We start from the raw sequence: 12,787 nt of genomic DNA, 5'->3' as shown, positions 1-12,787 counted from the left end.
CGCCGAAGCGGTGCCCCGGGGTCAGCCACTCCGCGCAAGTGAGCTGCCGGTGTTCCAGCCATGGTGGAACGGCAGGAGTCGTCGAAGGCGAGACTATAATGAAAAGCCCGTTCTACACCGCCGAGCACGAGGCCTTCCGCGACGTCATGCGCCGCTTCGTCGCGAAGGAGATCGAGCCATTCGCCCATGAATGGGACGAAGCCGGCGAATTCCCCCGCGCGCTCTATCGCAAGGCGGCCGAGATCGGCCTGTTGGGTCTCGGATTCCCCGAGGAATATGGCGGGATTGCCGCCGACCAGTTCATGAAGATCGTGGCGAGCCAGGAACTGGCGCGGGCTGGCGCCGGTGGCGTCAGCGCCAGCCTGATGAGCCATACCATCGGCTCACCGCCGATCGCACGCGCAGCGCGCCCTGAGGTCAAGGCGCGTGTGCTGCCTCAGGTGCTCTCCGGCGAAAAGATCTCCGCGCTCGCAATCACCGAGCCAGGCGGCGGCTCCGACGTCGCGAACTTGCGCACCAGGGGGCAGCGCGACGGCGATCACTACGTCGTGAGCGGCGAGAAGACCTTCATTACCTCCGGCATGCGTGCCGATTATCTGACCGTTGCGGTGCGCACCGGCGGCGAGGGTGCCGGCGGCGTCAGCCTGCTCCTGATCGAGGGTGACACGCCCGGCCTGTCGCGTACGAAGCTGAAGAAGATGGGCTGGTGGGCTTCCGACACCGCGACGCTGCACTTTGACGATTGTCGTGTGCCGGCCGAAAACCTGATCGGTGAGGAAGGCCACGGCTTCAAGATCATCATGCAGAACTTCAACAGCGAGCGCATGGGCATGGCCGCGGGCTGCACCGCCTTCGCGCGCGTCTGCCTCGACGAGGCCGTCGCCTACGCCAAGGAACGCAAGACCTTCGGCAAGCCGCTCGCCCAGCACCAGGTCATCCGGCACAAGATCGTCGACATGGCGCAGAAGGTCGCGGCCTCGCAAGCGATGCTCGAAATGCTGGCCTGGCGTCTGGAGCAGGGCGAAAGTCCGGTCGCGGAAATCTGCATGATGAAGAATCAGGCGACGCAGACCATGGCGTTCTGCGCCTCGGAAGCCGTGCAGATCTTTGGCGGTGCCGGGTTCATGCGCGGCATCAAGGCCGAGCGCATCTACCGCGAGGTCAAGGTCAACGCCATCGGCGGCGGCACCGAGGAGATCATGAAGGACCTTGCGAGCCGGCAGATGGGGTTGTGAAGGACGAGGCCGAGAGAGAATGCTGTTCACCGCCGACCACGACGATATCCGCCGAAGCCTGCAAAAGTTCATCGCCAACGAGATCAATCCTCATGTCGATGAATGGGAGAAGGCCGACATCTTCCCGGCGCATGCGCTGTTCAAGACAATGGGCAGCCTCGGCTTCCTCGGGTTGAACAAGCCGGTCGAGTTCGGCGGCTCGGGCCTCGATTATTCCTACGCGCTGATGATGGCGGAGGAGCTCGGCGCCATCACCTGCGGCGGTGTGCCGATGGCGATCGGCGTGCAGACCGACATGGCGACGCCGGCGCTGGCGCGGTTCGGCTCGGACGAGGTCCGGCGCGAATTCCTGGCGCCCTCGATCTCCGGCGACTACGTCGCCTGCATCGGCGTCTCCGAGCCCGGCGCCGGCTCGGACGTCGCCTCGATCAAGACCAATGCGCGTTCGGATGGCGACGACTACGTCATCACCGGCGGCAAGATGTGGATCACCAACGGCACCCAGGCCGACTGGATTTGCCTGCTCGCCAACACCGGCGATGGCCCCGTTCATCGCAACAAATCGCTGATCTGCGTGCCCATGAAGAGCAAGGGCGTCACGGTGGCGCGAAAGCTCGACAAGATGGGCATGCGCTCGTCGGACACGGCGCAGATCTTCTTCGACAATGTCCGCGTGCCCAAGCGCAACCGGATCGGCGAGGAGGGTAAGGGCTTTACCTACCAGATGATCCAGTTCCAGGAGGAGCGGCTCTGGGGCGCGGCCGCCTGCCTCAAGGCGCACGAATACATCATCAACGAGACCATCGAATACACAAGCAACCGCAAGGCTTTCGGGAAGTCGATCCTCGACAACCAGGTTGTCCACTTCAAGCTCGCGGAGATGCAGACCGAGGTCGAGCTGCTGCGCGCGCTGATCTATCGCGCCGCCGAGCAGCTGGTTGCCGGCGAGGACGTGACAAAACTCGCGACCATGGCCAAGCTGAAGGCCGGCCGGCTTGGACGCGAGCTCACCGACGCCTGCTTGCAATATTGGGGCGGAATGGGCTTTACCAACGAGACGCCGGTCAGCCGCGCCTATCGTGACAGCCGGCTGACCTCGATCGGCGGCGGCGCCGACGAGGTCATGCTGATGGTGTTGTGCAAGATGATGGGTACGCTGCCCGGCAGCAAGGGGAACGCTTGATGATCACGCTCTATCACTGTGACGCCGCGCGCTCGTTCCGTCCGCTCTGGATGCTGGAGGAGATGGGGCTGCCGTATGAGCTGAAGATGCTGCCGTTTCCGCCGCGGGTCTTCGCCAAGGAATATCTCGCACTCAATCCGCTCGGTACGATTCCCTTCATGGTCGACGGCGAGAGCAGGATGACCGAATCCTCCGGCATCTGCCACTATCTCGGCACCAAATATGCCCCGACGCCGCTGATGGTGGACGTCGAGGATCCCGCCTATGGCGCCTTCCTCAACTGGATGTATTTTTCCGACGCCACGTTAACCTTCCCGCAGACGCTGGTGCTCCGTTATACTCAGCTCGAACCGGAGGAACGCCGCAATCCACAGGTCGCCACCGACTATGCAAAATGGTTCCTGGGCCGGTTGCGCGCCGTTGAGGCCGCGACCGCCAATGCCGAAACCTTGTGCGCCGGCCGTTTCACTGCCGCCGACATCGTGATCGGCTACGCGCTCCGCCTCGCCGACAATATCGGGCTCGCCAAGGATTTTGGGCCCAATGTCGCCACCTATTGGGCCCGCTTGCAGCAGCGCGATGGATTCAAGCGCGCAGTTGCCGCGGAGCAGAAGGCTGGGCAAGAGCAGAATGTTGCGCCGCGGGTGAGGGCGTAAGGTTACGAAGGATGGGACTACGGTCTCATGGCGGTTCCGGACGGGCGCGCCGCCGTCCCGAACCGGTAATCTTTTGCGCGCCGTGACAGCGCTATCCCGTCGTGACAGCGCCCAAATTTCCGCTAAGGTGACCTCCGTCCGCAGTGGCCAGAGAGCCGCGCGAGGAGGATCCCAATGGTAGATAACGGTCGCGAATCCGACCATCTGATGCTGATCACGCCAGAGCGGGTGTTTTACGCCGGCCTGCTCGGCCGCCCCCGAAAGCGGACGCCCGGTTGCTGCCATGTCTATGTGGCGGTGAAAGGCAATCTGCATCTGACCATCGACGACGTCCTCGCGACCGGCGAGCTGTTCGTCACCCTGCCGAACCAGCGGCACTCCATCGCCAGCGACTACCGCACCGCAATCAGCGTGACGCTGGAGCCGGAGAGCATGTCGGATGGCGTGGTCGAGGCCTTGGCCGCGCGGCTGACCGGACCGGACCGGGCCGTCTACGCCCGCAAGATCCTCGCCGCCTACACGTTGCTGCGCCAGCGCCGCTATGGCGACATCACCACCGCCGAATTCGACGAGATGTGCTTTGGTGAGGCGCTGCCGCGCCGCGTGCTCGACCCGCGCGTCACGCGTGCGGTCGCCCGCATCGGGCGCTTCTCCGGCGAGCCGGTGACGGCGGACACCTGCGCGGCCGAGGCGGGCTTGTCGGCCTCGCGCTTCCTGCATCTCTTCAAGGAAGAGACCGGAATCTCGTTCCGCTCCTTCCGCGCCTGGAAGCGCGCGCGGCATTTGCTCCACTTCGCCAACCAGGATCTCAACCTCGCCCATCTCGCGCAGGACATCGGCTATCCCGATTCGACCCATTTTAGCCATTCGATCCGCCGCTTCTACGGCTTGAAGCCACGCGCAATCTTCGTCGGCTCGCGGGATCTTGCGATCTATCGCAGCACCGAGACGGTGCGGCTCGCGGAAGCGAGTTAGTTCTTCGTAGGGTGGGTTAGCGAAGCGTAACCCACCACTTCGGTCTCTGCGGAAACCAAAGAGGTGGGTTACGCCTGCGGCTAACCCACCCTACGATTTCTCGCCTTTCTCCAGCTTCTCCGCGCAAGAAGCCGCATGCCGCGCGTCACATGATCGTAAGCGTTGAATTCTCAACGTGCGAGATGTCCAGAGCATGAGCGACAAGGCCGTCATCACCTGCGCGCTGAACGGCGTGCTCACCGACCCGAAGCAGCACAACGTGCCCGTGAGGCCCGAGCAGATGGCGCGTGAGGCCAAGGCTGCGTTCGATGCCGGTGCCAGCATCATGCACATCCATCTGCGCCAGCAGGCGCCGGGCAAGGGGCATCTGCCGTCCTGGGAGGTCGCCGTCAGCAAGGAGATCCAGCAAGCGATCCGCGAAGCCTGCCCCGGCGTCATCATCAACCACACATCTGGCGTCTCCGGTCCCAACTACAGCGGTGCGCTTGACTGCATCCGCGAGACCAGGCCGGAGATCGCTGCCTGCAATGCCGGTTCGTTGAATTACCTGAAGGTCAAGGCCGACAATACCTGGGCCTGGCCGCCGATGATGTTCGACAACGCGGTCGAGAAGGTGAAGGACTATCTCGACGTCATGAACGCGGTCGGCACCATCCCCGAGTTCGAATGTTTTGACGTCGGCATCGTCCGTTGCGTCGGCATGTACCACCAGGTCGGCATGTACAAGGGTCCGCTCGAATATAACTTCGTGATGGGCGTCGCTTCCGGCATGCCGTCTGATCCCGAGCTGCTGCCGATCCTGATCAAGCTGAAGCGTCCCGAAGCACATTTTCAGGTCACGGCGATCGGCCGCGAGGAGATCTGGCCGCTGCACCAGCGCTGCGCCGAGCTCGGCGGCCATCTGCGCACCGGTCTGGAGGATGCCTTCTATCTCGCCGACGGCAAGAAGGTGACATCGAACGGCCAGCTAATCGAGGCCATTGCCGCCTGCGCCCGCCGCGCCGGCCGCGAGATCGCCAGCCCCGCCGAGGCGCGGAAGATCTTTGGGACGAACCGCTGAGTGCCGCCTCACCCGTCATTGCGAGCGCAGCGAAGCAATCCAGAATCTCTCCACGGGTGCAGTCTGGATTGCTTCGTCGCAAGTGCTCCTCGCAATGGCGAGCAGGATTAATTCATGTCCATTCTCGAAAACACCATCTCCCCCGCCAGCGCCGCCTATCACGCCAACCGCGACGGCATGCTCGGTCTGATCGACCGCATGCGCGCGCTGGAAGAGCGCACGCGCGCCGCGTCGGCCGCGGCAAAGGATCGCTTCCACAAGCGCGGACAGCTGCTGCCGCGCGAGCGTGTCGCGCTGGTGCTCGATCCCGGTGCGCCCTTTATCGAATTGTCCACGCTCGCCGGTTATATGTTCGACGTGCCGGATGCCAGCAAGAGCGTGCCTGGCGGCGGCGTCATTGCCGGCATCGGTTTTGTTTCGGGTATCCGCTGCATGGTCAGCGCCAGTGATTCCGGCATCGACGCCGGTGCGCTCCAGCCCTACGGCCTCGACAAGACGTTGCGAGTGCAGGAGCTCGCGCTGGAGAATAAGCTGCCTTACGTCCAGCTCGTCGAAAGCGCCGGCGCCAATCTGCTGCGCTACCGCGTCGAGGATTTTGTCCGCGGCGGCAATATCTTTCGCAATCTCGCGCGTCTTTCGGCGGCAGGCCTTCCGGTCGTCACCGTCACGCATGGCTCATCCACCGCGGGCGGAGCGTACCAGACGGGTCTCTCCGACTACATCGTGATGGTGCGCGGTCGCACCCGCGCCTTCCTCGCCGGGCCGCCGCTGCTGAAGGCCGCGACCGGCGAGATCGCTTCGGAAGAAGAGCTCGGCGGCGCCGAGATGCACACGCAAATCTCCGGTCTCGGCGACTACCTCGCCGAAGACGACCGCGACGCGCTGCGTATCGCGCGGGAGATCATGGCCGCGCTGGAATGGGAGCGGCCGGGCTTGGCGGCTCCGCAATTCAGTCCGCCGCGCTACGATCAGGATGAGCTGCTCGGCATCATGCCGATGGACCACAAGCGTCCCGTCGACATGAAGCAGGTGATCGCGCGCATCATCGACGATTCCGATTTCACCGAGATGGCGCCGAGTTATGGCCCGGCCACCGTCTGCGGCCATGCCCGCATCGAGGGCCAGGCGATCGGCATCATCACCAACAACGGCCCGCTCGATCCCGCGGGCGCCAACAAGGCGACGCATTTCATCCAGGCCTGCTGCCAGACCCGCACGCCGATCCTCTATCTCAATAACACCACCGGCTACATGGTCGGCCGAGCCTATGAAGAAGCCGGCATGATCAAGCACGGCTCGAAGATGATCCAGGCGGTGACGTCGGCGACGGTGCCGCAGATCACCATCTATTGCGGGGCGTCGTTCGGCGCCGGCAATTACGGCATGTGCGGCCGCGGCTTCCATCCCCGTTTCTGCTTCTCCTGGCCGAACGCCAAGACCGCCGTGATGGGCGGCGAGCAGGCCGCCGAGACCATGGCGATCGTGACCGAAGCCGCTGCCGCGCGCCGCGGCAAGCCGATCGAGAAGGACAAGCTCGATGCGATGAAGGCGCAGATTGTCGGCGTGTTCGACGGCCAGATGGATGTGTTCTCGACCAGCGCGCGCGTGCTTGACGACGGCGTGCTCGATCCGCGTGACACCCGCGCGGTCCTGTCCGAAGTGCTCGCAATCTGCCGCGAGGGCGACGCGCGCACGCCCCAGCGCATGCAATTCTCGGTGGCCCGCCCATGAGGAACGGATCAGTGCAGCTCCGGCCGTTCTTTAAGGTCTTGATTGCCAATCGCGGCGAGATCGCATTGCGCGTGATGCGCAGCGCGCGGCGGCTCGGCCTCGGCGTCGTCGCGGTCTATTCGGACGCCGACCGCGATGCCCTCCACGTGCGGGAGGCCGACCAGGCGGTGCGGATCGGCGAGGCCCTGCCGGCGCAATCCTATCTCAACATCCCCGCGATCATCGCGGCGGCCAAAGCCAGCGGCGCGGATGCGGTGCATCCCGGCTATGGCTTCCTCGCCGAGAACGAAGATTTTGCGCGGGCCTGCAAGGATGCCGGCCTGGTCTTCATCGGTCCGTCGCCGCAGGCGATCGAGGCGATGGGCAATAAGGCCGGCGCCAAGGAGATCATGAAGAAGGCCGGCGTTCCCTGCGTGCCCGGCTATCAGGGTGCCGACCAGGGCGACGAAGTCATGCTCGCGGAAGCCAAGAAGATCGGCTTCCCCGTGATGATCAAGGCGGTCGCCGGCGGCGGTGGCCGCGGTATGCGGCTCGTGACCGATGCGACGTCGTTTCCCGACGCGCTGCGCAGCGCGCGGTCGGAGGCAAAGGCCGCGTTTGGCGATTCGACCGTGATCCTCGAGCGGGCCATTCAGAATCCCCGCCACATCGAGATCCAGGTGTTCGGCGACAGCCATGGCAACGCCATCCATCTCGGCGAACGCGACTGCTCAGTGCAGCGGCGGCACCAGAAGCTGATCGAGGAGGCGCCGTCGCCTGCCGTGACGCCGGAGCTGCGTGCGAAAATGGGCGAGGTCGCGGTCGCGGCCGTCAAGGCGCTGCGCTACGAGGGCGCCGGCACGCTGGAGTTTCTGCTCGACGCGAACGGCGAGTTCTACTTCATGGAGATGAACACGCGCCTCCAGGTCGAGCATCCCGTCACCGAGGCGATCACCGGTCTCGACCTCGTCGAGCTGCAATTGCGCGTCGCGCGCGGCGAGCAGCTCACCGTGAAGCAGCAGGATATCCGCTTCTCCGGTCACGCCATCGAGGTGCGGCTCTGCTCGGAGGATGCCGCGCAGGACTTCATGCCGCAGTCTGGCCGCATGGCGCGCTGGCAGGTGCCGGATGGCATCCGCGTCGAGCACGCGCTGCAATCGGGCTCGGAGATCCCGCCGTTCTACGATTCCATGATCGCCAAGGTGATCAGCCATGGCGCGACGCGCGAGGAGGCGAGGGGGCGTCTGATCGTCGGCTTGGAGCAGCTGACCGCGTTTGGCGTGACCACCAATCAGGCCTTCCTGACGTCGTGCTTGCGTCATCCCGGCTTTGCCAAGGGCGAGGCGACGACGACCTTCATCGGCGCACATCGCGACGAGTTGCTGGCGCCGCGCGCGGACGCTGCATTCGATACGGCGCTGGCAGGCCTGCTGCTCTACGTGACGAATCCGCGCGCACCGGCGTGGCGGAGTGGCCGGAGCCTGTCGGCAACATTCCCTCTGCCTGCAAAAATCGAGATCGCCGGTCAGACGCACGAGCTCGAAATCACCCGGGAGCGTGGCGGCAGCTACATCGTCGCCACCGATGAACATCAGGACAGGTTCGAGATCGATCAGTTCGATGCCAACGCCATCCGCTTCCGCCACGACGGCGTGATGGACAACGCAAAATTCCTGCGTGATGGCGACCGGCTCTATCTCGCACGTCGCGGCATCCCGCTCACAGTCACTGATTTCACCCTCGCCGCGCCAAAGGCCGCCGCAGCCAATGGCGGTGACGGCAAGGTTCGCGCCGCCATGAACGGCCGCGTCGTCGCCGTGCTGGTCAAGCCCGGTGATCACGTCACCGCCGGCCAACCGGTGCTGACGCTGGAGGCGATGAAGATGGAGCACGTCCACAAGGCCGGCATTGACGGCGTTGTCGCCGCGATCGACGTCGCCGAGGGCGAGCAGGTGACCACCGGCAGGATCGTCGCGGAGATCGGGGCGAGGTAGCGCGGCAAACGCAGTCTAGTAGGGTGGGCAAAGGCGCAAAGCGCCGTGCCCACCCTGCATCCGCATTCGTGATGCGAGTGATGGGCACGCTTCGCTTTGCCCACCCTACGGCGCCCGCCCCGTCCCCTCATTGAGCAGGCACGCCACCTGATGTCCGTCGCCGGCATCCACCAGTGCCGGCCGCTCCGTCCTGCATCGCTCCATCGCAAACCGGCAGCGCGTGTGAAACGCGCAGCCCGGCGGCGGGTTGACCGGGCTCGGCACGTCGCCGTCGACCAGCGGCACAAGCTTTTTCGTGAGCGGGTTGGCGACCGGTACGGAGGCGAGCAGGGCCTGCGTGTAGGGATGGCGCGGATTCCTGAACAGCTCGTCCTTGTCGGCGATCTCGACGATCCGCCCCAGATACATCACGGCGACGCGGTGGCTGATATGGGCGACCACGGCGAGGTCGTGGGCGATAAAGAGATAGGAGAAGCCGTGCTGGCGTTGCAGGTCGATCAGTAGATTGATCACTTGCGCCTGGATCGAGACGTCGAGCGCGGAGACCGGCTCGTCGCAGACGATCAGCCGCGGCTCCAGCGCCAGCGCACGGGCGATGCAGATGCGCTGGCGCTGGCCGCCGGAGAATTGATGCGGGAAGTTGCGCATCTGGTCCTGGCGGAGGCCCACCTGCTCGAACAGTTTTGCGACACGGGCCTCCAGCGCCTTGCCGCTTGCGAGCCCGTGCACGGCCAGCGGTTCGCCGACAATGTCGCCCGCGACCATGCGCGGATTGAGCGAGGCAAAGGGGTCCTGGAACACGATCTGCATCGAGCGGCGATGTGGCCGCAGCGCCGTCTTGGAGAGATGGGTGATGTCCTCGCCGTCGAGGTAGATCTGGCCCGAGGTCGGCTCGACCAGCCGCAACACGCTGCGCGCCACCGTCGATTTGCCGCAGCCGGATTCGCCGACGAGGCCGAGCGTCTCGCCGGTGCCAAGCGAGAACGAGACACCGTCAACCGCATGCACAGTACCGACTTGCCGTCGCAGTACGCCGGCACGCACCGGATAGTGTTTCTTGAGATCGGTGACTTCGAGCAGTGCCTCGCTCATGCGACCTCCGCCACTTCTGCCGCGCGCCAGCACGCGGCGAGATGGCCGCCGCCCCAATCGGTGAGCGGCGGATACTCGTCCTGGCAGCGCTTGATCGCGAGCTTGCAGCGCGGGGCGAAGGCACAGCCAGTGGGAAGCCGCACCAGCGACGGGACGGTGCCGGGAATTTCGTTGAGCCGCGCCGAAGCGGGGATACCGGACGCCGGCACGGCCGGGATCGAGGCCATCAGCCCGCGCGTATAGGGGTGCTTTGGCGCGGCGAACAGTGCTTCGACGCCGGCTTCCTCGACCTTTCGTCCCGCATACATCACGATGACGCGCTGCGCCGTCTGCGCGACGACGCCGAGATCATGCGTGATCAGCACGAGACCGGTCCCGAGCTCCTTCTGGAGGTCGAGGATCAGCGCCAGGATCTGGGCCTGGATGGTGACGTCGAGCGCGGTGGTCGGCTCGTCCGCGATCAGCAGCGCCGGCCGGCAGGCCAGCGCCATCGCGATCATCGCGCGCTGGCGCATGCCGCCGGAGAGCTGGTGCGGATATTCGCGCGCGCGCCGCGCCGGTTCGGGGATGCGCACCAGCCGCAGCATCTCGACCGCGATGTTTTGGGCCTCCTTGGCCGACAAATTGCGGTGCAGCCGCACGGCCTCGGCGATCTGGTCGCCGATCCGCATCACCGGATTGAGCGAGGTCATCGGCTCCTGAAAGATCATGGAGATGCGATTTCCCCGGATCATGCGCATCTTTGCGTCATCCAGCGCGAGCAGTTCCGTGCCTTCGAGCATCACCGAGCCGCCGACAATGCGGCCGGGCGGATCGGGTACCAGCCGCATCAGCGACAGCGCCGTGACGCTCTTGCCGCAGCCGGATTCGCCGACGATGGCCAGCGTCTCGCCACGCCGCACGGCGAACGACAGGTCGTCGACCGCCTTGAACAGGCCGGAGTTCGTGAAGAACACCGTCTTCAGGTTCTTCACCTCGAGCACGAGATCGGATTCTTTCGCCATCAGCCGCGCTGCCGGGGATCGAGGATGTCGCGCAGGGCGTCACCGAACAAATTGGCGCCGAACACCGCGAGGCTGATGGCGATGCCCGGGAAGATCACCAACCACGGCGCGGTGCGGACATATTCGGCGGCGGATTCAGACAGCATGCGGCCCCAGGACGGATAGGGCTCGGGAATGCCGAGGCCGAGGAAGGAGAGCGAGGCCTCGGTGAGGATGGTGGAGCCGAGCTGCGCGGTGGCGAGCACGATCAGCGGTGCCAGCGTGTTCGGCAGCACGTGTCGCAGCGCGATGCGCACCTCGCTCATGCCGATCGATTTCGCCGCCTCCACGAACGGCTGCTCGCGCAGCGCCAGCGTGTTGGCGCGGGTGACGCGCGAGACGGTCGGGATCAGCGGAATGGCAATGGCGAGGATGACGTTCGGCAGCGACGGGCCGAGTGCGGCCGTCATGATCAAGGCCAGGACCAGCAGCGGCAGCGCCTGCAAAATGTCGGAGACACGCTGGAACACCAGATCGACCCAGCCGGAGAGATAGCCCGAGGTCAGTCCGACGATCACGCCGATCGTGCCGCCCAGCGCGGTCGAACCGATCCCGACCGCGAGAGAGATGCGCGCGCCATGGATGATGCGGCTGAAGACGTCGCGGCCGAACGAGTCCGTGCCCATCCAGTGCGCGAGGCTCGGCCGTGCCAGCGCATGTGCAGCGTCCACCGTGAGTGGATCGTAGCGCGCAATGAAGTTCGCAAAGATCGCCGTGAGCACGAACAACGTCATGATGACAAGCCCCGCCGCACCCAGCACATGCCGCTGCGCCAGGAACAGCACGCGCCGCCAGCCGCCGGTCGCATTCGCGCCGGCGCGTCGCAGTTCAACCTCAAAGTCGATCGCAGCCAAGCTGATCTCCTAATCCGTGTACCGGATGCGCGGGTCGAACACCGCGTAGAGCATGTCGACGATGAAATTCGCGCTCACCACCACGACGGCAATGAGCATCACGAGGTTCTGCACGATCGGATAGTCACGCCAGCGGATCGCCTCGACCAGGAAGCGCGCCACGCCGGGAATGTTGAACACGGTCTCCGTCACGATCAGGCCGCCGATCAGGAATGCCGCCTCGATTCCGATGACAGTGATGACAGGCAAAATCGCGTTCTTCAGCGCATGCTGATAATTCACTGCGGCGTCGGATGCGCCCTTGGCGCGGGCGGTGCGGATATAGTCCTGCCGCAGCACTTCCAGCATCGAGGATCGCGTGATGCGCATGGTCAGCGCCGAGCTGCGGAATCCGACCACCATCGCGGGGATGCAATAGGTCGCAAGCGCCTCGCCAAAACTCTGCGGGTTCGGATTGAAGATCGGCATCTGGCCGAACATCGCCACCGAGGCGGTGAGGACGAGCAGTCCCAGCCAGAACGAGGGCAGGGACAAGCCGCTGAGGCTGACGACGCGCAACGCGTAATCGAGCCGCGTGCCCTGCTTCACCGCGCTGATGACGCCGAGTGGAATGCCGATTGACGCGGAGAACAATAGCGCTAGGCCGGCAAGCCGTGCCGTAATCGGGATCCGCGGCAGGATCTCCTGTAGCGCCGGCTTCTCCGAGACATAGGAATAGCCAAAATCGCCGCGCAGAAAACCGCTGATCCAGTGCCAGTACTGCACGATCAGCGGCTGGTCGATGCCGAGCTCCTTTTCGAGATTGGCCTTGTCGGCGGGATCGACATAGCCGGCGGCGGCGAACAGGATGTCGACGATATTGCCGGGCACGATGCGCAACAGGAAGAAGATGACGACCGAGATCCCGAACAGGGTCACGAGCATCAGGAACAGGCGCCGCACCAGATAGGCAAACATTCGCGCCCCTCCCGTCGGGCCGTTCGCG

At 65.0% G+C, this 12,787-nt stretch carries 11 protein-coding genes; 7 read left to right on the top strand and 4 right to left on the bottom strand.

Annotated features, from left to right (window positions below; genetic code table 11):
• The first annotated feature begins 98 nt into the window (after nucleotides 1-98).
• From IC761_RS35095 to IC761_RS35065, 7 genes are all read left to right on the top strand, one after another.
• The gene (locus IC761_RS35095; RefSeq protein WP_195801167.1) at nucleotides 99-1,235 is read left to right on the top strand and encodes an acyl-CoA dehydrogenase family protein; all 1,137 of its coding nucleotides are present in this window, start codon (nucleotides 99-101) and stop codon (nucleotides 1,233-1,235) included.
• 19 nt (nucleotides 1,236-1,254) lie between these two features.
• Nucleotides 1,255-2,418 (top strand): acyl-CoA dehydrogenase family protein, encoded by a 1,164-nt coding sequence (locus IC761_RS35090; protein WP_195801166.1) that lies wholly within the window; start codon nucleotides 1,255-1,257, stop codon nucleotides 2,416-2,418.
• The gene (locus IC761_RS35085) at nucleotides 2,418-3,074 is read left to right on the top strand and encodes a glutathione S-transferase family protein (RefSeq protein ID WP_195801165.1); all 657 of its coding nucleotides are present in this window, start codon (nucleotides 2,418-2,420) and stop codon (nucleotides 3,072-3,074) included. The genes IC761_RS35090 and IC761_RS35085 overlap by 1 nt, the downstream gene beginning before the upstream one ends.
• A gap of 174 nt (nucleotides 3,075-3,248) precedes the next feature.
• On the top strand, nucleotides 3,249-4,049 hold the full coding sequence (locus tag IC761_RS35080; RefSeq protein WP_195801164.1) for a helix-turn-helix domain-containing protein: 801 nt from the start codon (nucleotides 3,249-3,251) through the stop codon (nucleotides 4,047-4,049).
• Nucleotides 4,050-4,242: 193 nt separating this feature from the next.
• Nucleotides 4,243-5,109: a beta-keto acid cleavage family enzyme gene (locus IC761_RS35075; RefSeq protein ID WP_195801163.1), complete on the top strand. Its 867-nt coding sequence runs from the start codon at nucleotides 4,243-4,245 to the stop codon at nucleotides 5,107-5,109.
• A 114-nt stretch (nucleotides 5,110-5,223) separates the two neighbouring features.
• Nucleotides 5,224-6,840, top strand: coding sequence for an acyl-CoA carboxylase subunit beta (locus IC761_RS35070; RefSeq protein WP_195801162.1), 1,617 nt, complete (start codon nucleotides 5,224-5,226; stop codon nucleotides 6,838-6,840).
• The gene (locus tag IC761_RS35065) at nucleotides 6,837-8,813 is read left to right on the top strand and encodes an acetyl/propionyl/methylcrotonyl-CoA carboxylase subunit alpha (protein ID WP_195801161.1); all 1,977 of its coding nucleotides are present in this window, start codon (nucleotides 6,837-6,839) and stop codon (nucleotides 8,811-8,813) included. Before IC761_RS35070 ends, IC761_RS35065 begins: the two co-directional genes overlap by 4 nt.
• Nucleotides 8,814-8,918: 105 nt before the next feature.
• Here IC761_RS35065 and IC761_RS35060 read toward each other — a convergent pair whose 3' ends face one another.
• From IC761_RS35060 to IC761_RS35045, 4 genes are read right to left on the bottom strand one after another with little or no spacing between them, the layout of a single operon-like run.
• Nucleotides 8,919-9,905 carry an ABC transporter ATP-binding protein gene (locus IC761_RS35060; RefSeq protein ID WP_195801160.1) on the bottom strand — a complete coding sequence of 329 codons (987 nt, stop codon included), beginning with the start codon at nucleotides 9,903-9,905 and terminating at the stop codon, nucleotides 8,919-8,921.
• Nucleotides 9,902-10,909, bottom strand: a complete 1,008-nt coding sequence (locus IC761_RS35055) for an ABC transporter ATP-binding protein (protein WP_195801159.1) — start codon at nucleotides 10,907-10,909, stop codon at nucleotides 9,902-9,904. The genes IC761_RS35060 and IC761_RS35055 overlap by 4 nt, the downstream gene beginning before the upstream one ends.
• Nucleotides 10,909-11,802: an ABC transporter permease gene (locus IC761_RS35050; RefSeq protein WP_195801158.1), complete on the bottom strand. Its 894-nt coding sequence runs from the start codon at nucleotides 11,800-11,802 to the stop codon at nucleotides 10,909-10,911. The genes IC761_RS35055 and IC761_RS35050 overlap by 1 nt, the downstream gene beginning before the upstream one ends.
• A 9-nt stretch (nucleotides 11,803-11,811) precedes the next feature.
• Nucleotides 11,812-12,759, bottom strand: a complete 948-nt coding sequence (locus tag IC761_RS35045; protein ID WP_195801157.1) for an ABC transporter permease — start codon at nucleotides 12,757-12,759, stop codon at nucleotides 11,812-11,814.
• Nucleotides 12,760-12,787: the final 28 nt, after the last annotated feature.

It is taken from the genome of Bradyrhizobium commune (assembly GCF_015624505.1).
Lineage (GTDB): Bacteria > Pseudomonadota > Alphaproteobacteria > Rhizobiales > Xanthobacteraceae > Bradyrhizobium > Bradyrhizobium commune.
This window is presented reverse-complemented; position numbering and strand designations above follow the sequence as displayed.

Excerpts from the sequence above, each read along its gene's own strand:
- IC761_RS35095 (WP_195801167.1), top strand. The coding sequence starts at position 99 with ATGAAAAGCCCGTTCTACACCGCCGAGCACGAGGCCTTCCGCGACGTC.
- IC761_RS35090 (WP_195801166.1), top strand. The coding sequence starts at position 1,255 with ATGCTGTTCACCGCCGACCACGACGATATCCGCCGAAGCCTGCAAAAG.
- IC761_RS35085 (WP_195801165.1), top strand. The coding sequence starts at position 2,418 with ATGATCACGCTCTATCACTGTGACGCCGCGCGCTCGTTCCGTCCGCTC.
- IC761_RS35080 (WP_195801164.1), top strand. The coding sequence starts at position 3,249 with ATGGTAGATAACGGTCGCGAATCCGACCATCTGATGCTGATCACGCCA.
- IC761_RS35075 (WP_195801163.1), top strand. The coding sequence starts at position 4,243 with ATGAGCGACAAGGCCGTCATCACCTGCGCGCTGAACGGCGTGCTCACC.
- IC761_RS35070 (WP_195801162.1), top strand. The coding sequence starts at position 5,224 with ATGTCCATTCTCGAAAACACCATCTCCCCCGCCAGCGCCGCCTATCAC.
- IC761_RS35065 (WP_195801161.1), top strand. The coding sequence starts at position 6,837 with ATGAGGAACGGATCAGTGCAGCTCCGGCCGTTCTTTAAGGTCTTGATT.
- IC761_RS35060 (WP_195801160.1), bottom strand. The coding sequence starts at position 9,905 with ATGAGCGAGGCACTGCTCGAAGTCACCGATCTCAAGAAACACTATCCG.
- IC761_RS35055 (WP_195801159.1), bottom strand. The coding sequence starts at position 10,909 with ATGGCGAAAGAATCCGATCTCGTGCTCGAGGTGAAGAACCTGAAGACG.
- IC761_RS35045 (WP_195801157.1), bottom strand. The coding sequence starts at position 12,759 with ATGTTTGCCTATCTGGTGCGGCGCCTGTTCCTGATGCTCGTGACCCTG.